The sequence below is a fragment of the Geodermatophilus chilensis genome (assembly GCF_002802985.1).
Lineage (GTDB): Bacteria > Actinomycetota > Actinomycetes > Mycobacteriales > Geodermatophilaceae > Geodermatophilus > Geodermatophilus chilensis.
In genome coordinates, this window is sequence record NZ_NVPT01000049.1 from 1 (window position 1) to 24,686 (window position 24,686).

Annotated in this window: 22 protein-coding genes; 8 read left to right on the forward strand and 14 right to left on the reverse strand. The window is 74.2% G+C overall.

Translation table 11 applies throughout. The features are described from left to right. Positions 1-343 precede the first annotated feature (343 nt). Positions 344-1,003: a GntR family transcriptional regulator gene (locus CNO22_RS10280; RefSeq protein ID WP_198588226.1), complete on the reverse strand. Its 660-nt coding sequence runs from the start codon at positions 1,001-1,003 to the stop codon at positions 344-346. 87 nt (positions 1,004-1,090) lie between these two features. Beyond that, positions 1,091-2,032: a phosphoglycerate dehydrogenase gene (locus CNO22_RS10285; RefSeq protein ID WP_100499299.1), complete on the reverse strand. Its 942-nt coding sequence runs from the start codon at positions 2,030-2,032 to the stop codon at positions 1,091-1,093. Positions 2,033-2,235: 203 nt separating this feature from the next. On the opposite strand from CNO22_RS10285, the gene CNO22_RS10290 reads away from it, so the two are divergent. The 3 genes from CNO22_RS10290 (at position 2,236) to CNO22_RS10300 (ending at position 6,425) form a co-directional block, all read left to right on the forward strand. Beyond that, positions 2,236-4,701 carry a beta-glucosidase family protein gene (locus tag CNO22_RS10290; protein WP_232806934.1) on the forward strand — a complete coding sequence of 822 codons (2,466 nt, stop codon included), beginning with the start codon at positions 2,236-2,238 and terminating at the stop codon, positions 4,699-4,701. Between the two features lie 19 nt (positions 4,702-4,720). Continuing rightward, positions 4,721-5,665 carry an aldo/keto reductase gene (locus CNO22_RS10295; protein WP_100499283.1) on the forward strand — a complete coding sequence of 315 codons (945 nt, stop codon included), beginning with the start codon at positions 4,721-4,723 and terminating at the stop codon, positions 5,663-5,665. A gap of 184 nt (positions 5,666-5,849) precedes the next feature. Continuing rightward, entirely contained in the window at positions 5,850-6,425 is a 576-nt protein-coding gene (locus CNO22_RS10300; protein WP_100499284.1) for a hypothetical protein, read from the forward strand. A gap of 114 nt (positions 6,426-6,539) precedes the next feature. Here the strand turns inward: CNO22_RS10300 and CNO22_RS10305 are convergent, their stop codons facing one another. The 3 genes from CNO22_RS10305 to CNO22_RS10315 form a co-directional block, all read right to left on the reverse strand. Further along, complete coding sequence (locus CNO22_RS10305) at positions 6,540-7,799, reverse strand: zinc-dependent alcohol dehydrogenase family protein (RefSeq protein WP_232806935.1); 1,260 nt, start codon at positions 7,797-7,799, stop codon at positions 6,540-6,542. A gap of 57 nt (positions 7,800-7,856) precedes the next feature. Next, positions 7,857-8,177 (reverse strand): carboxymuconolactone decarboxylase family protein, encoded by a 321-nt coding sequence (locus tag CNO22_RS10310; protein WP_100499285.1) that lies wholly within the window; start codon positions 8,175-8,177, stop codon positions 7,857-7,859. Positions 8,178-8,280: 103 nt separating this feature from the next. Then, positions 8,281-9,321 carry an NAD(P)-dependent alcohol dehydrogenase gene (locus CNO22_RS10315; protein ID WP_100499286.1) on the reverse strand — a complete coding sequence of 347 codons (1,041 nt, stop codon included), beginning with the start codon at positions 9,319-9,321 and terminating at the stop codon, positions 8,281-8,283. 1,431 nt (positions 9,322-10,752) lie between these two features. On the opposite strand from CNO22_RS10315, the gene CNO22_RS10325 reads away from it, so the two are divergent. Then, the gene (locus tag CNO22_RS10325) at positions 10,753-12,192 is read left to right on the forward strand and encodes an ISNCY family transposase (RefSeq protein WP_100499287.1); all 1,440 of its coding nucleotides are present in this window, start codon (positions 10,753-10,755) and stop codon (positions 12,190-12,192) included. Positions 12,193-12,281: 89 nt separating this feature from the next. On the opposite strand, the gene eda is transcribed toward CNO22_RS10325, so the two are convergent. The 3 genes from eda to zwf are packed head-to-tail and all read right to left on the reverse strand — an operon-like array spanning position 12,282 to position 16,431. Continuing rightward, entirely contained in the window at positions 12,282-12,932 is a 651-nt protein-coding gene (gene eda, locus CNO22_RS10330; RefSeq protein WP_100499302.1) for a bifunctional 4-hydroxy-2-oxoglutarate aldolase/2-dehydro-3-deoxy-phosphogluconate aldolase, read from the reverse strand. Beyond that, positions 12,929-14,842, reverse strand: a complete 1,914-nt coding sequence (gene edd / locus CNO22_RS10335; RefSeq protein WP_100499288.1) for a phosphogluconate dehydratase — start codon at positions 14,840-14,842, stop codon at positions 12,929-12,931. Before edd ends, eda begins: the two co-directional genes overlap by 4 nt. Then, positions 14,839-16,431 (reverse strand): glucose-6-phosphate dehydrogenase, encoded by a 1,593-nt coding sequence (zwf, locus tag CNO22_RS10340; RefSeq protein ID WP_198588227.1) that lies wholly within the window; start codon positions 16,429-16,431, stop codon positions 14,839-14,841. Before zwf ends, edd begins: the two co-directional genes overlap by 4 nt. 214 nt (positions 16,432-16,645) lie before the next feature. On the opposite strand from zwf, the gene CNO22_RS10345 reads away from it, so the two are divergent. From CNO22_RS10345 to CNO22_RS27275, 4 genes are read left to right on the forward strand one after another with little or no spacing between them, the layout of a single operon-like run. Beyond that, a complete protein-coding gene (locus CNO22_RS10345; RefSeq protein ID WP_198588228.1) occupies positions 16,646-17,803 on the forward strand; it encodes an ROK family transcriptional regulator in 1,158 nt (385 codons plus the stop codon). A gap of 43 nt (positions 17,804-17,846) precedes the next feature. Next, on the forward strand, positions 17,847-18,545 hold the full coding sequence (gene ureG / locus CNO22_RS10350) for an urease accessory protein UreG (RefSeq protein WP_100499289.1): 699 nt from the start codon (positions 17,847-17,849) through the stop codon (positions 18,543-18,545). After that, complete coding sequence (locus CNO22_RS29955; protein ID WP_157936882.1) at positions 18,542-19,000, forward strand: urease accessory protein UreD; 459 nt, start codon at positions 18,542-18,544, stop codon at positions 18,998-19,000. The genes ureG and CNO22_RS29955 overlap by 4 nt, the downstream gene beginning before the upstream one ends. Next, positions 18,946-19,437 (forward strand): urease accessory protein UreD, encoded by a 492-nt coding sequence (locus CNO22_RS27275; RefSeq protein ID WP_108724368.1) that lies wholly within the window; start codon positions 18,946-18,948, stop codon positions 19,435-19,437. The genes CNO22_RS29955 and CNO22_RS27275 overlap by 55 nt, the downstream gene beginning before the upstream one ends. Before the next feature lie 86 nt (positions 19,438-19,523). Here the strand turns inward: CNO22_RS27275 and CNO22_RS10360 are convergent, their stop codons facing one another. The 6 genes from CNO22_RS10360 to CNO22_RS10380 all read right to left on the reverse strand — a co-directional run bounded on the left by CNO22_RS10360 (position 19,524) and on the right by CNO22_RS10380 (position 24,682). Continuing rightward, positions 19,524-20,927 carry an amidase gene (locus tag CNO22_RS10360; RefSeq protein ID WP_100499291.1) on the reverse strand — a complete coding sequence of 468 codons (1,404 nt, stop codon included), beginning with the start codon at positions 20,925-20,927 and terminating at the stop codon, positions 19,524-19,526. 2 nt (positions 20,928-20,929) lie between these two features. After that, entirely contained in the window at positions 20,930-21,127 is a 198-nt protein-coding gene (locus tag CNO22_RS10365) for an Asp-tRNA(Asn)/Glu-tRNA(Gln) amidotransferase subunit GatC (protein WP_100499292.1), read from the reverse strand. A 97-nt stretch (positions 21,128-21,224) separates the two neighbouring features. Next, entirely contained in the window at positions 21,225-22,874 is a 1,650-nt protein-coding gene (locus CNO22_RS10370; RefSeq protein WP_232806936.1) for an amidase, read from the reverse strand. Then, the gene (locus CNO22_RS28255) at positions 22,871-23,104 is read right to left on the reverse strand and encodes a hypothetical protein (RefSeq protein WP_198588229.1); all 234 of its coding nucleotides are present in this window, start codon (positions 23,102-23,104) and stop codon (positions 22,871-22,873) included. The genes CNO22_RS10370 and CNO22_RS28255 overlap by 4 nt, the downstream gene beginning before the upstream one ends. Continuing rightward, a complete protein-coding gene (locus CNO22_RS10375; RefSeq protein WP_198588230.1) occupies positions 23,050-23,670 on the reverse strand; it encodes an ATP-binding cassette domain-containing protein in 621 nt (206 codons plus the stop codon). The genes CNO22_RS28255 and CNO22_RS10375 overlap by 55 nt, the downstream gene beginning before the upstream one ends. Further along, complete coding sequence (locus CNO22_RS10380) at positions 23,657-24,682, reverse strand: ABC transporter ATP-binding protein (protein WP_100499293.1); 1,026 nt, start codon at positions 24,680-24,682, stop codon at positions 23,657-23,659. Before CNO22_RS10380 ends, CNO22_RS10375 begins: the two co-directional genes overlap by 14 nt. Positions 24,683-24,686 lie beyond the last annotated feature (4 nt).

Consider the following 24,686-nt stretch of genomic DNA (forward strand, 5'->3'; position numbering starts at 1 on the left):
TGGCCGGGGTTCAGGGGGCCGTGTTTTCGGAACTTTCGGGGACCAGGTCCGGCAGCCCCGGCGCGTCGCGGGCCGCCCAGATGTCGGCCGTCGTGTCCGGGTTCACCCCGCTCATCACGACCGCGCTCTACGCCGGCTACGGCTGGATCGGCCCGGGCTTAGGAAGGGTGGGGAGGACGGGCGGCCCTCCTGCAGGGCCCCGCCGCAAGCATGCGAGCGGTGGAGAGGACGGGGCGCCCCTCCTGCAGGGCCCCGCCGCGAGCATGCGAGCGGTGGGGGCAGAGCGGCCCCGTCCAGGGCACCGCCCCGAGCTTGCGAGGGGTGGGGAGGACGGGGTCCTGTTTCAGGCGGGCTCGGAGGCCTCGGCGAAGTGGTCAGCAGCGGCGGACATGTGCTCGTCGACGACCCGCACGGCCGCCTCGACGTCCCCGCGCTCGATGGCCTCGACGATCGGCACGTGCCGGTCGCGAGCCATCATCGGCACCTGCCAGGCTGCGCCGTTGAGGATGGCCACCCGCATCCGGCCCTCGAGCCGCTGCCAGGCCTCGACCAGCATGGAGTTGCCCGACATCCGGCAGAGTAGCAGGTGGAAGGCCAGGTCGGCCTCCATCCGCGCGGCGGGCTCGTCCTCGTCGGAGAGCCGCTCCACGGCCGCCCGCAGCGTCTCCGCGGCGGACGCCCGCCGGGGAGACGCGATGACCTCCCGGACGGCGAGCCCCTCGAGGGCGGCGCGGACGCGGAACAGCTCGTGCACCTCGGCCGGGGTCAGGCTGTTGACCCGCAGCATCCCGCGGTTGCCGGCGGTGACCAGCCCCTCCTGCTGGAGGTGCCGCAGCGCCTCGCGCACCGTGCCCCGGCTGACCCCGAGCGACCCCGCCAGCTCCACCTCGCCGAGGTGGTCTCCCGGCCGGTAGCGGCCGGACAGGATGGCCGTCCGGAGCGCCTCGAGGGACCGCTCACGCAACGTGCTCCGGTCCAGGGCCGACAGTGACTCAACGCTCACGCAGCAGCCTCCTCGTCGACCGTCATGGTAGCCGCGCCCACCCCGGCCGGACGTGGCGACTGTCGACAGTGCTCCCCCGTCGGGGGGTCAGCGCGGCACGACGTTGCGCAGCTCGCCGCCGGCGAGCAGGGCGGCGAGGTTGGCGCCGACGAGCTCGTCGGCACCGACCGGCCGGCCGCCGGCGGCGTGCGGGGTGAGCAGCAGGTTCGGTGCGTCCCACAGCGGGGAGTCGCCCGGCAGCGGCTCGACCTCGGTGACGTCGAGCGCGGCGCCGGCGATGCGCCCCTCGGTGAGGGCGGCGACGAGGGCGGGCTCGTCGACCGTCGTCCCCCGGCCGACGTTGACGACGAGCGCGTGCCGCGGCAGCTCTGCCAGCCGGGCGGCGTCCAGCGCGTGGGTGGTGGCCTCGGTGGCGGGCAGGATCATCACCAGGACGTCGGTCTGGCGCAGCTCGGCGTCCAGCCGGTCCTCGGCGACGACGGGGAACCCGGCCCGCTCCCCCGCGCTGCGCCCCACCCCCCGGACCTCCGCGCCGAGCGCGTGCAACAGCGGGGCCATGTTCTGCCCGATGTTGCCGAAGCCCCAGACCAGCACCCGGGCACCGAGCAGCGTGGTCACCGCCCCCTCGGGGTGCAGCGGCTGCAGCCCACCCAGCTCGGCGGCCCAGCGGTGCTCGGCCTGCGCGGCGATCGCCTCAGGCAGCCGGCGCAGCAGCGCGAGCACCAGCGCGAGGGCGTGCTCGGTGACCGGCCGGTCGTGCAGGCCCACCCCGGAGGTGACGACGACGTCGTCCGGGAAGCCCGCGCCGAGGACGACGTCCGGCCCGGCCGCCAGCGTCTGCACCCAGCGCAGCCGCGGCATCCGGTCGGCGACGGCGCGCAGGTCGCCCGGGCGGTTGCCCCACACCACGAGCGCCTCGGCGTCCAGGTGCTCCTCGGGCACCGGGGCCGCGGCGTCGTAGCGCACCGCCTCGACCCCCTCGGGCAGCGCGGGGGCGAGCGGGACGGAGTCGGGGAGCAGCAGCTTCACGGCGACCACCCTGCCCGAGGGACGACGCCCGGCGCACCGCGCTCCCGTCCGACCGCGCTCCCGTCCGACCGCGCTCCCGTTCGGCCCCGCTCCGTTTGACCAGGGCCTCCCGGCCTGACTAGACCTTGCGGTGGCCTCCCGCCGCAGCACGCCCGCCGGCCGGCGCGCTGCCCCTCCCCCGCCGAGAAGGTGACGGACCCCTGGTGCACGACGACGACCTGCGCGCGCGGCTCGACCAGCTGGACCTCGAGCAGAAGGTGCGCCTGCTGACCGGCGCGGACGTCTGGTCGCTGCACCCCGAGCCCGCCGTCGGGCTGCGCCGCCTGGTGGTCTCCGACGGTCCGGCCGGCGTCCGCGGCGAGCGCTGGGACGAGCGGGACACCTCGGCGAACGTCCCCTCCCCCACGGCGCTGGCCGCGACCTGGGACGTCGACCGCACCGAGCGCCTGGGCCGGCTGCTGGCCACCGAGGCCCGCCGCCGCGGCGTCGACGTGCTGCTCGCGCCCACCGTGAACCTGCACCGCACCCCCTACGGCGGGCGGCACTTCGAGTGCTTCAGCGAGGACCCGCTGCTCACCGGCCGGATCGGCGTCGCCTACGTCCGCGGGCTGCAGCAGGAGGGCGTCGGCGCGACCGTCAAGCACTTCGTCGCCAACGACCAGGAGACCGAGCGCTTCTCCGCCGACATCCGGGCGGACGAGCGCGTGCTGCGCGAGCTGTACCTGGCGCCGTTCGAGGCGATCGTGCGCGAGGGCGGCGTGTGGGCGGTCATGGCCGCCTACAACGCGGTCGACGGGACGACGATGACCGAGAGCCCGCTGCAGCGCGACGTCCTCAAGGCCGAGTGGGGCTTCGACGGGGTGGTGGTGTCCGACTGGTTCGCCGCCCGGTCGCTGGCCGCGGCCGGCAGCGGCCTGCTGGACCTGGTGATGCCCGGCCCGCGCGGGCCCTGGGGCGACGCCCTCGTCGCGGCGGTGCGCGCCGGGGCGGTCCCGGAGTCGGCCGTGGACGACAAGGTGCTGCGGGTGCTCCGGCTCGCCGGGCGGGTCGGCGCCCTGGACGGGGCCGCCGGCCGGGACGCCACCCCCTGGACCGCGGAGCAGATCGGCGCGGAGCTGCGGGCCACCGCCGCCGCGGGCTTCGTCCTGGCCCGCAACGAGCCGGCCGACGCCGGGGAGGGCCCGCTGCTGCCCCTCGACCGGAGCCGGCTGCGGCGGGTCGCCGTCCTCGGGCCCAACGCGGTCGAGGCCCGCACCCTGGGCGGCGGCAGCGCGACGGTCTTCCCGCCATACACCGTCTCCCCGCTGGCCGGACTGCGCGCCGCCCTCGGGCCGGACGTCGAGGTCCGGCACGGCCGCGGCGGCCGCAGCACGCACCGCCTGCCGCCGGCGGACCCCGACCTGCTGCGCCGCCCCGACGGCGGCCGCGGCGTGGCGGTGCGCTTCCTCGACGCGGAGGGCGCCGTGCTCGGCACCGAGCAGCGCGAGGCGGCGGGCTTCACCTGGCAGAGCTCCTACGGCCCCGGCCTGCCCATGGACCGGGTGCGGGCCGTGGAGGTGCACACCCGCGTGCGGGCCGAGGAGGACGGCACCCACCGGATCGGCGCCTCCGGCGTGGGCCCGTTCCGCGTCACGGTCGGTGGCGAGGTCCGCCTCGACAGCCGGATCAGCCTGCCGCCGGGCGCGGACCCGGTCGAGGGCATGATGCGGCCCCCGCAGGAGTCCGTGCCCGTGGACCTGCGGGCCGGCGAGGAGGTCGAGGTCGTCGTCCGCCACGTGCCGGAGCCCGCCGGGGGCTTCGAGGGCACCGACGTGGAGTCGGTGACGTTCCAGGTCAACGTCGCCCGCGACGCCGACGACGACGCCGAGCTCGACCGGGCCGTGGCGCTGGCCCGGGACGCCGACGTGGCCGTCGTCGTCGTGGGGACCACCGAGGAGGTGGAGAGCGAGGGCTTCGACCGCACCTCGCTCGCGCTGCCCGGGCGGCAGGACGAGCTGGTCCGCCGGGTCGTCGAGGTGAACCCGCGCACCGTGGTCGTGGTCAACTCCGGCGCCCCGGTGCTGCTGCCCTGGGCGGACGACGTGCCGGCGGTGCTGCTGACCTGGTTCCCCGGACAGGAGTGCGGCAACGCCCTCGCCGACGTCCTCCTCGGGGTGAGCGAGCCCGGCGGCCGGCTGCCGGTCACCTGGCCGGCCGACGAGGAGGGCCTGCCCTCCCCGCGACCGGTCGGGGGGACGCTGCGCTACGACGAGGGCCTGTTCGTCGGCCACCGCCGCCACGACCGCGACGGCCGGGAGCCGCGGTTCCGGTTCGGCTCCGGCCTCGGCTACACCACCTGGGAGTACCTGTCCGCCGAGGCCGGCGCCTCGGCGGTCACCGTGCGGCTGCGCAACACCGGCGGCCGGCGGGGGCGGGAGGTCGTGCAGGTCTACGCCGCCCGCCCGGACAGCGCGGTCGAGCGGCCGGTCCGCTGGCTGGCCGGCTTCGCCGTCGTGGAGGCGGGCCCGGCGGAGGAGGTGGCCGTGACGGTCGACCTGCCCGAGCGCACGTTCCAGCACTGGGACGAGGCCGCGCACCGGTGGGCCACCGAGGCGGGTGCCTTCAGGCTGCACGTCGGCCCGTCCTCCGGCGTCCTGCCGCTGGCGCTCGACGTGCAGGTGCCGAGCTGACCCCGCAGAGAGGACGACGATGACCGGGAGCTCCACCCCCGCCGTGCTGGGGCTGGGCCTGGCGGCGATCGGCCGGCCGGGCTACCTCAACCTCGGCCGGGACCGCGACCTGCCCGCCGACCGGTCCCCCGCGGCACTGGGCGCCCGCGCCCACGAGCTGCTCGACGCCGCGGCGTCCCTGGGCATCGACCACGTCGACGCCGCCCGCTCCTACGGGCGTGCCGAGGAGTTCCTCGCCTCCTGGCTGCGCGGCCGTGAGCAGGTGCCCTTCGTCTCCAGCAAGTGGGGCTACCGGTACACGGCCGGCTGGCGCACCGACGCCGAGCACCACGAGGTCAAGGAGCACACTGCGGCGGCGTTCGAGCGCCAGTACCGGGAGAGCACCGAGTTGCTCGGCCCCTGGCTGCGGCTCTACCAGGTGCACTCGCTGACGGTGGAGAGCCCGCTGTGGGACGACGGGCCCCTGCTGCGGCGGCTGGCCGAGGTGCGGGACGCGGGCACCGAACTCGGCTTCTCCACGTCCGGGCCGCAGCAGGCCACCGCCGTCCGCCGCGGCCTCGCGCTCACCGTCGACGGCCGGCCGCTGTTCTCCAGCGTCCAGTCGACCTGGAACCTGCTCGAGACGTCCGCGGCCGGTGCGCTGGCCGAGGCGCACGCCGCCGGCCTGCGGGTGATCGTCAAGGAGGGGCTCGCCAACGGCCGCCTCACCGGGCACGGGCTGCCGGCCGGCAGCCCGCTCGCCGCCGCCGCGCGGGACGCCGGCGTCGCCGTCGACGCCGTGGCGCTGGGGGCGGCGCTCGCCCAGCCGTGGTGCGACGTCGTGCTCAGCGGCGCGGTGACGGTGGCCCAGCTGACCAGCAACGCGGCCGCCACCCGGGTCACCGGCCTCGACGGGAGCGGACTGGTCCAGCCGCAGGACCCCGAGGACTACTGGGGCACCCGCAGCCGCCTGCCCTGGCAGTGAGGCGGGGCGGGGCGCTCCCGCGGCCCGGACGGTGGTCCGTGGACGCGGCGCCACCCGTCCCTGCCCCGGGACGAGCGGCCCCTGATCCCCAGGAACACCACGGAGCCGTCACAGCGCGGCCACAGTCTGTGCTCGGACGCTGGAGCGGACGGTCGGAGACGCCGACCCGGGACGAGGAGTCCACGTGCGCAAGAAGCTCGTCATCGCCGCCACCGCCGGCGCTCTGACCCTCACCGGCCTGGCCGTGGCCGCACCCGCGCTGGCCGCCACGGACACCGCCGCGGAGGCCACGTCGTCCACGGTCGAGCGGATCAAGGACGCCCTGACCGGCCTGGTGGACGACGGCTCGATCACCCAGGAGCAGGCCGACGAGGTCGCCACCACGCTGGGCGATGCCGGCCTAAGTGGCGGCGGGCACCACGGTCGGGGTGTCGGTCTGGCGGCCGCCGCCGAGGCGCTGGGCATGGGCGAGGAGGACCTGCGCACCGCCCTCGAGGCCGACGGCGCCACGCTGGCGCAGGTCGCCGAGGACCAGGGGGTGGCGGTCGACACCGTCGTCCAGGCGCTGGTGCAGGCCGAGCAGGAGCGGATCGCCCAGGCCGTCGCCGACGGCCGGATCACCCAGGAGCAGGCCGACGAGCGCCTGGCCGACCTGGAGCAGCGCGTCACCGACCGCGTCAACGCGGTCGTCGACGACCACGGGCCGCGCGGGGACCGGGCCGGCGCCGACGGCTCGTCGGACGAGTCCGCCGACGACTGACCTCCCGGCAGGCCGGAGCGGCGCCGTCCTCCCGGGGGGACGGCGCCGCTCCCCCGTCCCCCGACCGCGCGCGGCGACGATCGCCGTCCCGGCCGTCGGGGTCTCGGGACGGGGTCAGGGGCGCAGGAGGGTCTTGACGGCGCGGCGTTCGTCCATCGCCCGGTAGCCCTCGGCGGCCTGCTCCAGCGGCAGCTCGAGGTCGAAGACCTTCCCGGGGTCGATCGTGCGGGAGCAGATCAGGTCGATCAGCTCGGGCAGGAAGCGGCGCACCGGGGCCGGGCCGCCGTGCAGGTGCACGTGGGAGAAGAACATCTCCTCGCCGGGCAGCTCGACGCCGTGGGCGACGCCGACGTAGCCGACGTGCCCGCCGGGGCGGGTGGCGCGGATGGCCTGCATCATCGACTCCTGGGTGCCGACGGCCTCGATGACCGAGTGCGCCCCGAGGCCGTTCGTGAGGTCCTTGATGCGGGCGACGCCCTCGTCGCCGCGCTCGGTGACGATGTCGGTGGCGCCGAACTCCCGGGCCAGCTGCTTACGGGGCTCGTGACGGCTCATCGCGATGATCCGCTCGGCACCCAGCTGCCGGGCGGCCAGGACGCCGAGCAGGCCGACCGCACCGTCGCCGACCACGGCCACCGTCTTCCCCGGCCCGACCTCCGCGGCGACGGCGCCGAACCAGCCGGTGCCCAGCACGTCCGAGGCCGCCAGCAGGCTCGGGACCAGGTCGTCGGCGGGCATCCCGGGGGTGGCGACGAGGGTGCCGTCGGCCAGCGGGACCCGGGTGTACTCGGCCTGCGCCCCGGTGGCGGCACCGGGCTGCCGGTTGACGCAGGAGGTCTGGTAGCCGGCCCGGCAGATCTCGCAGGTGTTGTCGCTGGCGAAGAACGAGCCGACGACGAACTGACCCGGCTGCACGGTGCGGACCTCGCTGCCGACCTCCTCGACCACGCCGACGTACTCGTGGCCCATCGGCGACGGCCCGGCCACTGGCTCGATGCCGCGGTAGGGCCACAGGTCCGACCCGCACACGCAGGTCGCGGCCAGCCGGATGACCGCGTCGGTGGGCTGCTCGATCCTCGGGTCAGGGCGGTCCTCGACGCGGACGTCGCCGGGGGCGTGCAGAACTGCTCCTCGCATGGTGGGTTCCTCCTGGGTGGATCGCGGTCGGTGCGCGGGCGCCGCTGCGGGCAGGTCCACTGCGGCCGGCGTCGGGTCGGGGGTGGCGGCGTAGGCGGCCGCGGCGAGCGCGGCGCCACCGACGGTCACCAGCCCGAGGGCGCCGTACCCCCGGTGTCGGGGTGGCAGACCGGCGCGGGTGACGTGGTGGGGGGCCCGACGGCCGGCGGGCCGCCAGCGGTTCTCGGTGGAGGCCACCGCAGGGTGCTCGTGGCCACCACCCCGTCGCTCAGTGGGCGGCGCCGGTCGCCGGCATCAGCCGCGGAAGGCCTTCTTGGCGGCCGTGATGGCGGACATGGCCTTCGGCCAGCCGGCGTAGAACGCCAGGTGGGTGATGGCCTCGACGATCTCGGTCTCGGTCAGCCCGTTGCGCCTGCCGCGCTCGAGGTGGAAGGGAAGCTGCTCGGTGTTGCCGCCGGCGACCAGCGCGGTGATGGTGACCAGGCTGCGGTCGCGCGGAGACAGCTCGGCGCGCTCCCACACCTCGCCGAACAGGACGTCGTCGGTGAAGTGCACCAGGGCGGGGGCGAAGTCGCCGATCACCTGCTGGGCGGCGGACGGCTGGGGGTCGGACACGGCGGTGCTCCTCGGTGCTCGATGGTGTGGGTGGGTGTCGCCGGCCGCGCCGTCCCCGGGCACGGGCCGGCGCACCAGGGATGGCGGCCGGGCGGGGCCAGGATCAGCGCAGGGTGGCGGTGTCGATGACGAAGCGGTAGCGGACGTCGGAGGCCAGCACACGCTCGTAGGCCTCGTTGATCCGGTCGGCCGGGATGACCTCCACCTCGGCGCCGATGCCGTGCTCGGCGCAGAAGTCGAGCATCTCCTGGGTCTCGGGGATGCCGCCGATCATCGAGCCGGCGAAGGACCGTCGAGCGCCGATGAGGGAGAAGACGTCGAGGCTCAGCGGCTCGGCCGGGGCCCCGACGTTGACCAGCGCGCCGTCCAGAGCCAGCAGCGACAGGTGGGCGTCCACGTCGATCGAGGCGCTGACGGTGTTGACGATGAGGTCGAACCGGCCGGCCAGCTGGGTGAAGGTGTCCGGGTCGCTGGTGGCGAAGTAGTGGTCGGCGCCCAGTCGCAGGCCGTCCTCCTGCTTCTTCAGCGACTGCGACAGCACGGTCACCTCGGCACCCATGGCGGAGGCGAGCTTGACGGCCATGTGCCCCAGGCCGCCGAGGCCGACGACCGCGACCCGCTTGCCCGGCCCCGCGCCCCAGCGGCGCAGCGGGGAGTAGGTGGTGATGCCGGCGCACAGCAGCGGTGCGGCGGCCGCGGGGTCGATGCTGTCCGGCACCCGGAGGACGAAGTCGGCGTCGGCCACCACGTGGGTGGAGTAGCCGCCCTGGGTGATCGTGCCGTCCCGGTCGACCGCCCCGTAGGTCGGCGTCATGCCGCTGAGGCAGTACTGCTCCTGGCCGGCGCGGCAGTTGGCGCACGCGCGGCAGGAGTTCACCATGCAGCCGACCCCGACCCGGTCGCCCACGCGGTGGCGGGTGACGGCCGGCCCGACCTCGGCGACGACGCCGACGATCTCGTGGCCGGGCACCAGCGGGTAGGGCTGCGGTCCCCAGTCCCCGCGGACGGTGTGGATGTCGGAGTGGCAGATGCCGGCGTGCGTGACCTCGATCAGGACGTCGTTCGGGCCGACCGCCCGTCGCTCGATGACGGTGGGGGCCAGCGGCTCGGCGACCGCGGGCGCGGCGTAGGCGTGCACGTTCATGGTTGCTCCTTGCAGTGGGGGGTTCGCGATCAGGCGGGACAGGGACCGTCCCGGTGCGCTGCCCGCAGTCGGCTGCGCCCGAGGGTCCGGCCGGCGCTGCGGACTGGGCCGCTGCGGTGTCCCACTGGCATCTCCGAGGATGCCCGCGCTCCCGTGCACGTGGCAGGGCCGCTCCATCCGGGTCCTGGCAGAACCCCCCTCACGACCCGCGCGTGCTCGTGGCGTGGACGTCGTGGACGACCGCGGTGGTCGGCGACCTCGATGCTGCTGTGCCCAGCCCTGCCGTCGAGCCCGACGTGCGAGTCGCTGCGCTCAGCAGGGAGAAGGTCGTTGACGCCCAGCAGAGGCCCGGTCTGAGATATCGACGACCGGTGGCAGGAGAACTGCGGGTTCGGTGTGGTGCCAGACGGAGACGTGAGCGCTCCGCCCGACTGATCAGGAGCTCTGCTCCCCCGATTGGACTCCAACCAATAACCCTGCGAGTTCATTTGCCGCTGTTGGCAGCTGTTGGTCGGCGATGAACCTCCAGGTCAGGTCCATTCTTCATCCATGGGCGTCATCGACTGCCGTTGGCCGTTGAGGGCGGTTTGTTGGTCGCAAGTTGGTCGTAAGTTGGTCGCGTCGTCGCGGATCGGCTGTTCCCCGGTCCGCGCGTGACGGGCTCGGCATGACGCCGAGGGCAGTGACCCGGATGTCAATCCGACCCGGCCCGACCGCGCACGCGGCTACTCAGCCGATCTCCTGCCTTGGAACGGTGTCGCCGGTGAAGACGGTGGTGAGGTCGGCGGGTGGAGGGACGTGGCACGTTGACCACCACGCTGACGCCACGACTTCCGACGAGGAGCGCCGTTCACGCGCAGGCCGAAGCGGCATTCACCCGGCGATGCAGCTCCGGGGACCGCCCATGGCGACTTGTCCCCCAGTCGCGTTCGGGAAGTCCGCCCTGGTTCGTGACAGTGCGATGTGTGCCGGTCAACCGCTTCTGACGTCCGCCGCCGCGCGCCCCGATCCGCCGTTGTTCGGAGCGGGTTGCTGTACGCGTTGCTGTACTCGTCCGCCGGGCGAAGAAGACGAAGCCCCCGACAACGGCGCGACGCTGACGGGCCGGATCCCCGGCGCTCACCGCCATGTCGTTCCTGGCATTGGTGGCGCTGTCCTGAGGACACACGCACGGCCCAAGCTCGACACCCTGGTCGGACGCGACCGATCGGCAGATCCCTCAGGCCCACGTGAAGCCGTCACCCGGCTTGGCGGACGTCAGCGACGCGCTGAGCACGCCGTGCCGGCCCTAGCTACTTCGACCTGAAGAACCCGGGCTCTGGCCGGGTGTAGCGAGGCGGGGCCGTTCGGCGTGGCGCCGTGTGCTGCGAGGTGCTCGGCGCGATCGTGAGGCCCCCAGCCAAGCGATGCTGAGCACGCCGGAGTGGGCCGATGTTCCGGACGAGGGCCGAGCAGGTGAAGGCGTGGGAGGCAGCGCTGCCGGCCGAGGTGGTGCGACTCCCCGAGGAGCTGGCTCGGGTGGATTCGCTGCTGGACGATCCGGTGTTCTTCGCGCCGTTCGCGCCGTTCTTCGATCCGCGGATCGGTCGGCCGTCGACGCCGATGGAGACCTATCTGCGGATGATGTTCCTCAAGTTCCGCTACCGACTGGGCTACGAGAGCCTGTGCCGGGAGGTCGCGGACTCGATCAGTTGGCGCCGGTTCTGCCGGATTCCGCTGGACGGCCAGGTGCCGCACCCGACGACGCTGATGAAGTTGAGCACCCGCTGCGGCACCGCCGCGGTCGACGGGTGTAACGAGGCGCTGCTGGCCAAGGCCGCCGACGCCAAACTGCTGCGCACGGCGCGGCTGCGCGCCGACACCACCGTCGTGCCAGCCGACGTCGCCTATCCGACCGACTCCGGTCTTCTGGCCCGCGCGGTGCGCCGGATCGCCGCGACCGGTCGACGGATTCAGGCCGCCGGCGGAGCCACCCGCACCCGGCTGCGCGATCGCAGTCGGGCGGCCGGCCGCCGCGCGCACGGCATCGCCGCCAAGCTGCGGCTGCGCGGCTCCGCTGGGCGCGACGAGGCGCAGGCCACCGTGCGGCGGATCACCGGGGAACTCGCCGAGCTGGCCGAGCGGACCGCCGCCGACGCCGAGCGGCTGCTGACCAACGCCCGCCGGGCGCTGCGCCGCGCCCGAGCCACAGCCGCCGACCTTGCGGCAGGTAGCGGACCGAACGCGTCCGCGGGTCGGCGGCGAGGCCGGTTGCAGCGTGCGGTCGATGACCTCGCCGAGCTGCTGGCGGCCACCCGCAAGATCGCCGCGCAGACCCGGCAGCGCCTCGCCGGGACCACTCCCGACGGCGCATCCCGGCGGGTGAGCCTGCACGACCCCGACGCCCGCCCGATCGCCAAGGGACGGCTGGGTCGCCCGGTCGAGTTCGGCTACAAGGCCCAGGTCCTCGACAACGTCGACGGGGTGGTCCTGGACCACACCGTCGACCAGGGCAACCCGCCCGACGCGCCGCAGCTGGCCCCCGCCGTTGCGCGGGTCATCGCGCGCACCGGGCAACGCCCGCGCACCGTGACCGCCGACCGCGGCTACGGCGAGGCCCGCGTCGAGGACGACCTGCACGACCTCGGGATCCGGACCGTCGTCATTCCGCGCAAGAGCAAGCCCGGCAAGGCCCGGCAAACCGTCGAACATCGCCCCGGCTTCCGCAAGACGATCAAGTGGCGCACCGGGTGCGAAGGCCGGATCAGCAGTCTCAAGCGCGGATACGGCTGGGACCGCACCCGCATCGACGGCCTCAAAGGAGCCCGCATCTGGACCGGACAGGCCGTCCTTGCCCACAACCTCGTCAAGATCGGCGCCCTGGCCGGCTGACCGCCCGACCTCGGCCATCATCCAGATCGAACCGAAACGGCCAAGATCCATCGCCTCACCGACCCGGAGAGTTCTTCAGGTCGAAGTAGCTAGCCGGCACGGAGCCCCGAAGCTTCCCGCGCGAGCGCCTCGACGCGGTCCCAGGCGCCGGCCGCGATGGCGTCCGCGGGCGTCAGCCACGACCCGCCGACGCAGGCGACGTTGGGCAGCGCGAGGTAGGAGGGAGCCGTGGCCGCGTCGATCCCCCCGGTGGGGCAGAAGCGGACGTCGGGCAGCGGACCGGACAGGGACTTGACGTACGGCACTCCCCCGGCGGCCTGGGCCGGGAAGAACTTGACCTCCGCGATGCCGCGCTCGGCCAGCGCCATCACCTCGGAAGCGGTCGCGGCACCGGGCAGGTAGGGCACGCCGCTGTCGGCCATGGCGTCGAGCAGCCGGGGCGTGGTGCCGGGGCTGACCAGGAAGGCGGCCCCGGCGCGGACGGCGGCGTCGGCCTGCGCGGGTGAGAGGACCGTGCCGGCGCCTACCACGGCGTCCGGCACCTCGGCTGCGATCCGTTCGATGGCCGCCAGGGCGGTGGGCGTGCGCAGGGTCACCTCGATCGCCGGCAGCCCGCCGGCGACCAGCGCACGGGCAAGCGCGACGGCGATCGCCGGGTCGTCGAGAACGACGACCGGGATGACCGGGGCGAGGTCGACGACGGACCTCCCGGGCCGCGCCGACGTGTCGGACAGGGTCATGCCACGCACTGGTCCTCCTCCTGCTCGGCGACGACGTCCTCCTGCCGGACGCCTACGTCCTCGTGGTCCGCGACGGGAACCGTCGTGGGCGCGAACACGGTGGCACCGCGGTCGGCAGCGCCCACCGAGGACCGGAAGGCGCCGAACAGCTCCCGACCGGTGCCCGCCCACTCCGCCGCGCCAGGCGCCGCACCGGTGACCGGACGGGCGGCCAGCACGTCCGCGTCCACGTCGACGTGCACCCGTCCGGTGACCCCGTCCACCGTCACAACGTCGCCGTCCCGCAGCTTGCCGATCGGTCCGCCGGCGGCGGCCTCGGGCGTGAGGTGGATCGCGGCCGGCACCTTGCCGGAGGCCCCGGACATGCGGCCGTCAGTCACGAGGGCGACGGCGTGGCCGCGGTCCTGGAGCACCCCGAGGGCCGGGGTGAGCTTGTGCAGCTCCGGCATGCCGTTGGCCCGCGGCCCCTGGTAGCGCAGGACGGCGACCAGGTCACGGTTCAGCTCGCCGGCCCGGAAGGCCTCGAGGAAGTCGGCCTGGCCGTCGAAGATCCGGGCGGGGGCGGTGACCACCTGGTGCTCGGGGGCGATCGCCGAGATCTTGATGACAGCGCGCCCGAGGTTTCCCTCCAGCAGCCGCAGCCCGCCGTCCTGCTGAAAGGGCTCCGCGACCGGGCGCAGCACCGCCGGGTCGAGGCTCTTGGCCGGGCCGGGCCGCCAGCGGAGCTCGCCGTCGGCGAGGTACGGCTCCTGGCGGTAGGCGGACAGGCCCGTGCCGGCGACGGTCCGCACGTCCTCGTGCAGCAGCCCGGCGTCGAGCAGCTGGCCGATGAGGTAGGCCATCCCACCAGCGGCGTGGAAGTGGTTCACGTCGGCCTTGCCGTTGGGATAGACGCGGCTCAGCGTCGGGACCACCGCGGACAGCGCGGCGAAGTCGTCCCAGCTCAGCTCGATCCCCGCCGCTGCGGCTATGGCGACCAGGTGCAGCGTGTGGTTGGTCGAGCCGCCCGTCGCAAGCAGTCCGACGACGCCGTTGACCACGGCCTTCTCGTCCACCATCCGGCCGACCGGTGTGTACTCCGAGCCGAGGGCGGTGATCTCGGTGATGCGGCGACCGGCGGCGACGGTGAGCGCGTGCCGCAGCGGCGTCCCCGGGTTGACGAAGCTCGCCCCTGGCAGGTGCAGGCCCATGATCTCCATGAGCATCTGGTTGGAGTTGGCGGTGCCGTAGAAGGTGCAGGTGCCCGGGCCGTGGTACGAGGCGGATTCCGCGTCGAGCAGTGCCGCCCGGTCGACCTTGCCCTCGGCGTAGAGCTGCCGGATGCGGCTCTTCTCGGAGTTGGGCAGGCCGGAGGTCATCGGCCCGGCTGGCACGAGGATCGCCGGCAGGTGCCCGAAGGAGAGGGCACCGATCAGCAGCCCAGGGACGATCTTGTCGCAGACGCCCAGTAGCAGCGCGCCGTCGAACATGTCGTGTGAGAGGGCCACCGCGGTGGCCATCGCGATGACGTCGCGGCTGAACAGCGACAGCTCCATGCCGGCGCGGCCCTGCGTGACGCCGTCGCACATCGCGGGGACGCCGCCGGCGAACTGGGCCACGCCGCCGGTGGCGGCCACGGCGTCCTTGAGCGTGTTCGGGTAGGTCTCCAACGGCTGGTGCGCCGAGAGCATGTCGTTGTAGGCGGAGACGATGGCGGCGTTGGCCTTGACCGTCGTGCGCAGGGCCAGCTTGCTCTCGGGCGAGCAGGCGGCGAAGCCGTGCGCGAGGTTGGCGCAGTCCAGCGCCTGCCGCTGCGGCCCGTCGGCGGCTGCGGCGTCGATCCGGTCGAGGTAGGCGGCGCGGGTCCGGGCGCTGCGCGCGGCTACCTGCGCGGTCACCTCGGCCACGACGGGGTGGAGGGATGCGGTCACAGGGAGGGCTCCTCTTCGTGGTCCTCGTGCCAGGTGCGCCCGTCTCGCTCGATGAGCGCGATCGCGGCGGCGGGGCCGGGGGTGCCGGCGTGGTAGGGACGGGGTGGCTCGCCGCTCCCCTGCCAGCCGTGCAGGATCGGCTCGGCCCACTCCCAGGCGGCCTCGACCTCGTCGCGCCGCATGAACAGGGTGGGGTTGCCGCGGACGACGTCCATGAGGAGCCGCTCGTAGGCGTCGGGGAAGCGGGTGCCGAACGTGTCGGCGAAGCTCAGGTTGAGCGGTGCGGGCCGCAGCCGCAGCCCGCCAGGGCCCGGCTCCTTGGTCATCATCAGCAGCCGGACGCTCTCGTTCGGCTGCAGGTGGATGACCAGCCGGTTCGCGATCATCTGGCCGGTCTGCTCGGGGAACACCGAGTGCGGGACCGGCTTGAACTGCACGACGATCTCGGACGTGCGCTTGTGCAGGCGCTTGCCGGTGCGCAGGTAGAAGGGCACGCCGGCCCACCGCCAGTTCTGCACCTCGGTCTTGAGGGCCACGAAGGTCTCGGTGTCGCTGAGCGTGCCGAGCTCGGTGGAGTAGCCCGGGACCGGTTCGCCATCCACGGCTCCGGCGCGGTACTGCCCGCGCACGGTGCACCGGGCGACGTCACCGGCGGCCATGGGGCGCAGCGCCTGGAGCACCTTGAGCTTCTCGTCGCGGACGGCGTCGCGGTCGAGTCGGCCGGGCGGCTCCATGGCCACCAGGCACAGCAGCTGGAGGAGGTGGTTCTGGACCATGTCCCGCAGCGCACCGGAGCCGTCGTAGTAGCCGGAGCGGTCACCGGTCCCGACCGTCTCGGCCGCGGTGATCTGCACGTGGTCGATCCAGCTGCTGTTCCACAGCGGCTCGAGCAGCGTGTTGGCGAAGCGGAGTACGAGCAGGTTCTGCACCGTCTCCTTGCCGAGGTAGTGGTCGATCCGGAAGACCTGCGACTCGTCGAAGACCTCGCCCACCTCGTCGTTGATCGCTCGGGCGGAGGCGAGGTCCCAGCCGATCGGCTTTTCCAGGACCACTCGGGACAACGGGGTGACCAAGCCGGCCGCCTGGAGTCCACGGGACACCGGGCCGAACAACTGCGGGGCGGTCGCCAGGTAGAAGACCCGAACCCGCTCGTCGCCTCCCCGGAGCAGGTCGGTCAGCGCGGACCAGCCGGGGTCGCGGGCCGGCTCGCCAGTGGCGTCCAGCGTGACGTGGTGCAGCCGGTGTGCGAACCGGACGAAGGCGGCCTCGTCGTCGGTGGCGACCGCCGGGCCGACCACCGCTCCGACCTGGTCGCGATAGTCGGTATCGCTCGCCTCGGATCGGGAGACCGCGATGATCCGGGCGCTTCCTGGCAGCTGACCTTCCCGGTCGCGGTGCCACAGAGCGGGCAAGAGCTTGCGCATGGCGAGATCGCCGGTGCCACCGAAGACGATGACGTCGCAGTCAGGCACCGGCACGCCGGCCTGAGTGGTCGGCGGTGCGGGCAGCGGGGACGGAAGCCTGGGTTCGGGCGCCGGCGAGGAGACCGGGGTCTGCGAGGGCGCGCTCTGCGAGAGGACCTTGGGCACGAGAGCTCCCTTCCAGGAGCGGGATGCGGACTTGTGCCGCGTGAGAGCGGCCGCGGCTGATGTCAGCGGGCGGGCAGGCCCCACTGTAGGGGGCACTTCGGTACGACGGCAAACCGAAGTATGCTCGCGGCGAGTCCGATGTGCCGGACGAGGCTGCGCCGGAGGAGGCGTCGTGCAATCAGAACGGGCGCCCACGCCGGCATCGGCGGGGACCGTGTTGCAGCTCATCCGCACCGGTGCGGCGACGACACGCACCGAGGTCGGCCGCGCCACGGGCCTGTCGCGCAGCGCCGTGAGCCTGCGACTGGACCAGCTGACGAGTCGAGGGCTCGTCGTCGAGCGCTCGTTCGCACCCTCGACCGGAGGACGGCGACCGTCGCGGCTGGAACTCAACCCGGACGGGGGCGTGGTCCTGATCGCCTCCCTGGGAGCCACCCGCGCCCGCGTGGCCGTCTGCGACCTCACCGGCACGGTGGTCCTCGAGAGCCGGGCCGACCTGGTCGTCGGGGACGGGCCCGAGGTGGTGGTGCCGGCCCTGCTCGACCGGTTCGACGAGTTGCTCGAGAAGTGCGGTCGCGACCCGGGGGAGGTGCTCGGGCTGGGCGTGAGCGTGCCGGGCACGGTCGAGTTCGCCGCCGGCCGGATCGTCCGGCCGCCGATCATGCCTGCCTGGGACGAGGTGGTGCTCGCCCCGCTCGTGCGAGCCCGCTTCCCGGTGCCGGTGCTCGTGGACAACGACGTGAACGTCATGGCGCTCGGGGAGCAGTACGCGGTACACCGGGGGCAGGTCGAGGACCTGCTCTTCGTCAAGGCCTCCACCGGGATCGGCGCGGGCATCATCGCGGGAGGCCGGCTCCAGCGGGGAGCCCTCGGGGCCGCGGGCGACATCGGGCACATCCGGGTGCACGACGGCGCCGGCGTCCCGTGCCACTGCGGGTTGGAAGGGTGCCTGGAGGCGCTGGCCGGCGGCCCTGCCCTCATCGCCCAGCTGCAGGCGGCCGGCCTGTCGGTGTCCCACCTCCTGGACGTCGTGGAGCAGGCCCAGGACGGACAGGCCGAGGCGGTCAGGGTCGTGCGGGAGGCCGGCCGCCGGATGGGCGAGGTCCTCGCCGGCGCGGTCAACCTGCTCAACCCGGCGGTCATGGTCCTCGGCGGCGATCTCGCGCGAGCGGAGGAGTACCTGCTACCGGGCATCCGCGAGGTCGTCTACCAGCGCTCCAATGCCCTGGCCACCCGCCAGCTGCAGATTGTCGCCAGCGCGCTGGGCGGGCGGGCCAGCGTCCTGGGGTCGGCAGTAATGGTTCTCGACGAGGTGCTCTCGCCGTCCTCCGTCGACGCCATGGGGTGGCCGTCCCGGCATCCCGAGCGGTGATGCCCAACCACGCGGCAGGAGCGGCGCGCACATGGGGAGTGGCATGCATTCGCACCCGGATGGGAGCTGGCACAGGCACGACACGAGCACCGGCCGTCCGGGATGTTCCTCACCTGACCCGGCCGCCGAGCTGCCGGCCCGGCCGCTGCGGGTGGGCATCGCCGGGCCGATCGGGTCGGGCAAGACCACGCTGATGATCGAGCTGGTGCGGGTGCTCGGCGCCGAGGGCATCCGCTGCGGCGTCGTCACCAACGACGTCTACACCACCGTCGACGCTGACATCGTCACCCGCTCCGGCGTCCTGCCGCAGGAGCTCATCGTCGGCGTCGCCACCGGCGGCTGCCCGCACGCCGCCATCCGGGACGACGTGTCGGTCAACGACGCGGCGGTCACCGGGCTGGTCGACCGCCGGCCCGGCCTGGACGTCGTCTTCCTCGAGTCCGGCGGGGACAACCTGACCGCGACCTTCTCCCGGGAGCTGGTGCACCGCTGGATCTGCGTCATCGACGTGGGCGCCGGCGACAAGATCTCCAGCAAGGGCGGTCCTGGCATCACCGACTCCGACCTGGTGGTGGTGAACAAGAGCGACATCGCCGAGCAGGTGGGCGCCTCGGTCGCGGTCTTCGAGCGCGACCTGGCGGCCGCGCGGGGCGCCGACCCCTTCGTGGTGGCCTCCAACCGCGACCCGGACTCGATCAAGGGGGTCGCCGGGCTGGTCGCCTCCTGGATGCCCGCCCCGTGACCCTGACGCCCGCGGCCCCGGCCTCCGCGACACCGCGGGCGGCGGCCGGACGCGGGTCCGCCGGGCTGCGGCAGCCGGTGGCACCGCCGCCCCGCCCCACGGTCCGCGCGCGCCTGGACTGCACGGCGGCGCCCGACGCCGCCGGCCGGCTGCGCGTGCGGTCCACGGCGTCCGGCCCGCTGCACGGCGTCCACCACCCGGTGCTGCGCGGCCCGGACGTCCTGCTGGTGACCAGCGACAGCGCCGGCCTCGCGGCCGGCGACGCGGTCGACGTGGGGGTCCGGGTGGCGGCCGGCGCGGGCCTGGTCGTCTCCGACCCGGCCCCCACCCAGCTGCTGCCGGGCCGGGCCGGGGACGTCGAGCGGATGACCACCCGGGTCGAGGTGGCGGCCGGGGGGCGGTGGTCCTGCTCCCCCACGCGCTGGTGCCGCTGCGCCGGTCCCGCTCGGAGGTGACCACCGAGGTGCACGTCGAGCGGGGTGCCTGGGCGGCTGTGGGCGGCGTGCTGTCGCCCGGGCGGGTGGCCACCGGCGAGGTCTGGGCGCCGGACCGGCTGGACTCGACCACCGACCTGCTGGTCGACGGGAAGCTGGTGGTCCGCGACCCGGTGCGGGCCGAGCGGCACCGGGCCGGCTCCGCCGGGACCGGGCACCTGGTGAGCCTCCTCCTGACCGGCCCGGGCGACGGCGCGCTCCTGGCGGGGGTCCGGGAGGTCGCCGCGGCGGTGGCCGGCGACGCGGCGGGCGTCTCGGCGCTGGACGACGACGTGCTGGCCCTGCGCGCCGTCGTCGGCTCGCAGTCCGCGGCGGCCGCGCTGCTGCGGGCGGTGGTGACGGCGGCGCGGCCGGAGCTGGCCGGCTGGAGCTGGAGCCGGATCGGATTCGGCGGCTGAGAGTGACCGAGCGGAGGCCGATCGGACGAAACCAGGCGCCGCTCCCCCGTGAGGGAGCGGCGCCTGGTCGCGGGGAGGCCGGGAGCTCAGAGCGGGGCGAGCCGCCCCACGGTGTCGGTCGCGGCCTCGAAGGCCTGCCCGGCGACGAGCAGCGTGCTCTCCTCCAGCGGCCGGCCGATGAGCTGCATGCCCACCGGGAGCCCCTCGGTGGTGAACCCGCAGGGCAGCGCGAGCGCCGGCAGGCCGGTGATGTTCGCCGGGACCGACAGCCGGACCAGGCAGTCGGTCGGGCGCTCGGTGACGCCGTCGTCCCAGGTGACGACCTCGGCGTCCGCGGGCGGTGCGGGCACCGGCACGGCGGGCGCGGCCAGGACGTCGATGCGGGTGAACATCTCCCGCCACGCCGACTGGATCAGCGTCCGCACCCGCAGCGCATTGATGTAGTCGGTGGCCAGCACCAGCTCCCCGGCCTCCAGCGCGACGCGCACCTCCTCGGTGTACAGGTCGGGCGAGTTCCGCAGGTCCTCCTGGTGGTAGGAGCTGGCCTCGGGACCGAGGATGCCCCAGGACACCGCCCGCATCTGCCTGGCGTACGGGACGCCGACCTCGACCAGCGAGGCGCCCAGGCGCTCCAGCTGCGCGATCCCCGCCCGGACCGACGCCTCGACCCGCGGGTCGACCCGGTCGAAGTAGAGGTCGGTCGGGACCCCGACCCGCAGCCCGGTCAGGTCCCTGCCCTCGGCCGCCGCCAGCTCACCCACGTAGTCCGGCACCGGCGCGTCAATCGAGGCCGGATCGGACCGGTCGTAGCCGGCGGTGGCGGCCAGCACGTGCGCGGCGTCCACCACGTTGCGGGTCAGCGGACCCACGTGGTCCAGCGACCAGGACAGCGAGGCGACCCCGCGACGGGAGATCCGCCCGTAGGTCGGCTTGAGGCCGACGGTGCCGCACACCGCGGCCGGGATGCGGATCGAGCCACCGGTGTCGCTGCCCAGGCCGACCAGGCATTCACCGGCGGCGACCGCCGCGCCGGAGCCGCCGCTGGACCCGCCGGGCACCCGCTCGAGGTCCCACGGGTTGCGGGACGTCGGGGTGGTGGCGCCGTAGGCGAACTCGTGGGTGTGGGTCTTGCCGACCATGACCATGCCGGCCTCGAGGAGGTCGGCGACCATGGCGGCGTCGGTGTCGGGCATGAAACTGGCCCTGACCTGGGAGCTGGACGTCGTCGGGACGCCCGCGGTCTCGTAGAGGTCCTTCACGCCGAGTGGCAGGCCGTGCAGCGGTCCGCGGTAGGTGCCCTCGACGATCTCCTGGGCCGCATCGGCGGCGGTCTTGCGGGCGCGGTCCGCGGTGACGGTGGCGAACGCGTTGAGCCGGGGCTCGACGGCGTCGATGCGGGCGAGCACCGAGTCGATCAGCTCGACCGGGGACAGCTCCTTGGCCGAGATCGCCGCGGCGGCCTGGGACAGCGACAGCTGGTAGGGCTCCACGGTCACTCCCAGCGGGCGTCGAACGCGGTGGCCGGCGGGGTCTCCCCCAGCGGCACCTCGTCGAGCGTGTCGAGCATGGCGTAGATCGAGTTGACCATGGGGGCGACGGCCTCGAGCCGCTCGGGGCTGAGGTCGAGCCGGGCGGTGCGGGCGGCGATCTGCAGCGCCTCCCCGACGAGCTCGCGGGACTGGGTGGACATGGGACGGCTCCTCCCTGGTGGACGGTCGGTGGACGGGACGGGGTACGCCCGCGGGCCGGCCCGCCCGCGAGGAGACGGGCCGGCTCGCGGACGCGGCTCAGGCGGGCAGGGGCGGGGAGTGCAGGTGCCAGGTCGTGGCGGCCTCGTAGGCGGCACCGGCCCGCAGCACCGTGGCCTCGTCGAACGGCCGGCCCATCAGCTGCAGCCCGACCGGGAGCCCGGAGCCGGTGAACCCGCACGGCACCGAGAGGGCGGGCAGACCCGCGGCGTTGGCCGGTGCCGTGAGGCAGTTCAGCGCGAAGAGGATGGGGCGCTCCTCCCCGCGCAGCAGGGCAGTGGTGGAGCCGTACGGCGGCGCGGGGATCGCCAGAGTCGGGGTCGCCACCACGTCGACCCGGTCGAACGCGGCGGCAAACCCCCGCTGCACCAGCGCCCGGGCCCGCTGGGCGTTGACGTACGTCGTCCCGCTGACCAGCTCGCCGGCGCGCAGCTTGCCCCGCACCTCCTTGGTGTAGGCGTCCGGCAGCCGGCGGATCTCCTCCTGGTGGATCGCGCTCGACTCGACCCCCGCCAGGACGGAGACGACGTCCGCGGCGAGGTCGGCCTCCGGGATCTCGACCTCGACCAGAGCGGCGCCGGCGTCGGCCAGGACCTGCAGCGCGGCGCGCACGGCGGCTTCGACACCGGGGTCGGTGACGTCGAAGAAGAAGTTCGTCGGGACGCCGACCCGCAGCCCATCGACCCCGGCCGACAGGCCCGAGAGGTAGTCGTCGACGGGCACGTCGATGGAGCTGGGGTCCATCGGGTCGTACCCGGCGAGCACCTGCAGGGCCAGCGCTGCGTCGCCGACGGTCTTGGCCAGCGGCCCGGCGTGGTCGAGCGACCAGCTCAGCGGCGCGACGCCGCGCTTGCTCACCCGGCCGAACGTCGGCTTGAGCCCGACGACCCCGCACAACCCCGCCGGGATGCGGATCGACCCGCCGGTGTCCGTGCCCATCGCCATGAGGCACAGGTCAGCGGCCACGGCCGCCCCCGAGCCGCCGCTGGAGCCGCCGGGCACGGTACCCAGGTCCCAGGGGTTGTGAGTGGGCGCCGAGACCACCCCGAAGGCGAACTCGTGGGTCACGGTCTTGCCGAGCAGCACCGCCCCCGCCTCGCGCAGCCGCCGGGTGATCTCGGAGTCCTCGTCGGCCACGTGGCCGGCCCGGACCTCCGAGCCGGCCAGCGTCGGACGGCCGGTGACGTCGTAGAGGTCCTTGAGCGCGACCGGCAGCCCGTGCAGCGGACCGCGGGAACGACCGAGGCGGAGCTCCTCCTCGGCCTCCTTCGCCGCGGTCAGGGCCTCCTCGGCGTAGACCTCGACGTAGGACTCCAGCGCCGGATCGAGACGGTCGATGCGGTCCAGCACCGCTCGGGTCAGCTCGGTGGGGCTCAGCTCACCCGCCGCCACGAGCGCGGCCGCGTCCTGCAGGCCGAGCCCGGCCGGGTCGTCCGGCCCGCCGGTCCCCCGGCGCGGGGACGCGGCCGGCGTGCCGGCCGGGGCCCGCTGCTCGGCCGGCCCGGACGCCGACGGGTGCAGCACCGGCCGGGCCGGCTCGACGTCGCGCAGCGGCAGGTGCCGCAGTCGCATCGCCGTGGCTGCCGAGACGTCCTCGGCGGCCAGCGCGGCGAGCTCGGCGTCGGCCAGGTCGAGGCCGCAGGCGGTCAGGGTCGCACGGAGCGCCACTGCCGCCGGATCGGGCGTCATGCCGCTGCCGTCGGCTCGAGGACGGCGTCCAGCAGCTGCCGGGTCACGTCGGTTCGCGGCGCACGGAAGAGCGTGTCGCAGTCACCCATCTCGACGATCTCACCGCGGTTCAGGACCGCGGCCCGGTCGCACATGTGCTGGACCACCGCCAGGTTGTGGGTGATGAGCAGCATCGTCAGCCCGCGCTCCTCCTGCAGCTGTTGCAGCAGGTTGAGGATCTGGGCCTGCACCGACACGTCCAGGGCCGAGGTGGCTCGTCCAGCAGCAGGAACTCCGGCTCGCTGGCCAGGGCCCGCGCGATGCCCAGCCGCTGGCGCTGCCCTCCGGAGAACTCGTGCGGGTAGCGGTCTGCCTGGTCGGCGCGCAGCCCGACGTGCTCCAGGAGCTCGACGACCCGGTCCCGGACCTCGTTCGGCGGGCACAGCCCGAACTGGCGCATGGGGAAGGCCACCTGCTCGCCCACGGCCCGTCGCGGGTTGAACGCCGAGCCGGAGTCCTGGAAGACGATCTGCATCCGCTGGCGCAGCCGCCGCATCGCCTTCTTCGGCAGCCTGGTGACGTCGTAGCCGTCGAAGCCGATGTAGCCGCTGGTCGGCTCGATGAGCCGCAGCAGCATCCGGCCGATCGTGGTCTTGCCCGAACCGGACTCGCCGATCAGGCCGAACGTCTCGCCGCGCGCGACGTCGAAGGTCGCCCCCTGCACGGCGACGAACTCGGTTCCCTTCCCGAGGAGCGCAGGCTGCGCGTAGACCTTGCGCAGGTCCCGCGCCTGGATCAGGACGTTACGCCCGGACACGCAGGTCCTCCTCCACCGTCTCCTCCGCCCGGCGGTGGCAGACCGCCTCCTGACCATCCCGGAACCCCACGGTGGGCGGGTCGACCGTCCAGCACTCCGGCCCGACCTCCGGGCACCGCGGGGCGAAGGCGCACCCGTCGGTGAGCCGCAGGGGCAGCGGCGCGGAGCCACCGATCTGGTACAGCCGCTGCCGGGTCCGCCCCGCCGCGGAGGCCTCGGTGTGCAGCCGCGGCACGGAAGCCATCAGGCCCCGCGTGTAGGGGTGCTCCGGAGACCGGAGGACGTCCTCGACCGCGCCGTGCTCGACGATCCGGCCGGCGTACATGACCGCGACCGTCTGGCACATGTGCGCGACCACCCCCATGTCGTGGGTGATCATCACGATCGCCGTCCCGAGCTCACGGTTGATGTCCAGCAGCAGGTCGATGATCTGCTTTTGAACCGTCGCGTCGAGTGCGGTGGTCGGCTCGTCGGCGATGAGCAGGTCGGGCTCGCAGGCCAGCGCCAGGGCGATGACCACGCGCTGCCGCTGTCCGCCGCTGAGCTGGTGCGGGTAGCTCTTGAGCTTGGCCACCGGGTCGGGGATGCGGACGAGCTCGAGGGCGTGCAGCGCCCGGTCGCGGGCCGCCTTCCCGCGCAGCCCCTGGTGCAGCTTGATGACCTCCGCCAGCTGGTCACCGATGCGGAAGAACGGGTCCAGGCTGGTCATCGCGTTCTGGAAGACCATCGAGATACTGCCGCCACGGATCTGGCGCATCTCCGCCTCGGACTTCTGCAGCAGGTCCTCGCCCTTGAACAGGATCCGGCCCCCGGCGATCGTCGCGTTCCTCGACCCCAGCAGGCGCAGGATCGACAGCCCGGTCACGCTCTTGCCAGACCCGGACTCCCCGACCATCCCCAGGACGCCGCCGCGCGGCACGTCGAACGTGACGCCGTCCACCGCCTTGATCGTCCCGAGCTCCGAGGCGAAGTGGGTCTGCAACCCCTCCACCCTCAGCAGTGGTGCCTCCATCGTG

Bases quoted from the DNA above. Each gene is read 5' to 3' on its own strand.
- CNO22_RS10295 (WP_100499283.1), top strand. From the start codon at position 4,721: ATGACCGGGAGCTCCACCCCCGCCGTGCTGGGGCTGGGCCTGGCGGCG.
- CNO22_RS10315 (WP_100499286.1), bottom strand. From the start codon at position 9,321: ATGAACGTGCACGCCTACGCCGCGCCCGCGGTCGCCGAGCCGCTGGCC.
- CNO22_RS10325 (WP_100499287.1), top strand. From the start codon at position 10,753: ATGTTCCGGACGAGGGCCGAGCAGGTGAAGGCGTGGGAGGCAGCGCTG.
- eda (WP_100499302.1), bottom strand. From the start codon at position 12,932: ATGACCCTGTCCGACACGTCGGCGCGGCCCGGGAGGTCCGTCGTCGAC.
- ureG (WP_100499289.1), top strand. From the start codon at position 17,847: ATGCATTCGCACCCGGATGGGAGCTGGCACAGGCACGACACGAGCACC.
- CNO22_RS10365 (WP_100499292.1), bottom strand. From the start codon at position 21,127: ATGTCCACCCAGTCCCGCGAGCTCGTCGGGGAGGCGCTGCAGATCGCC.
- CNO22_RS10370 (WP_232806936.1), bottom strand. From the start codon at position 22,874: ATGACGCCCGATCCGGCGGCAGTGGCGCTCCGTGCGACCCTGACCGCC.
- CNO22_RS10380 (WP_100499293.1), bottom strand. From the start codon at position 24,682: ATGGAGGCACCACTGCTGAGGGTGGAGGGGTTGCAGACCCACTTCGCC.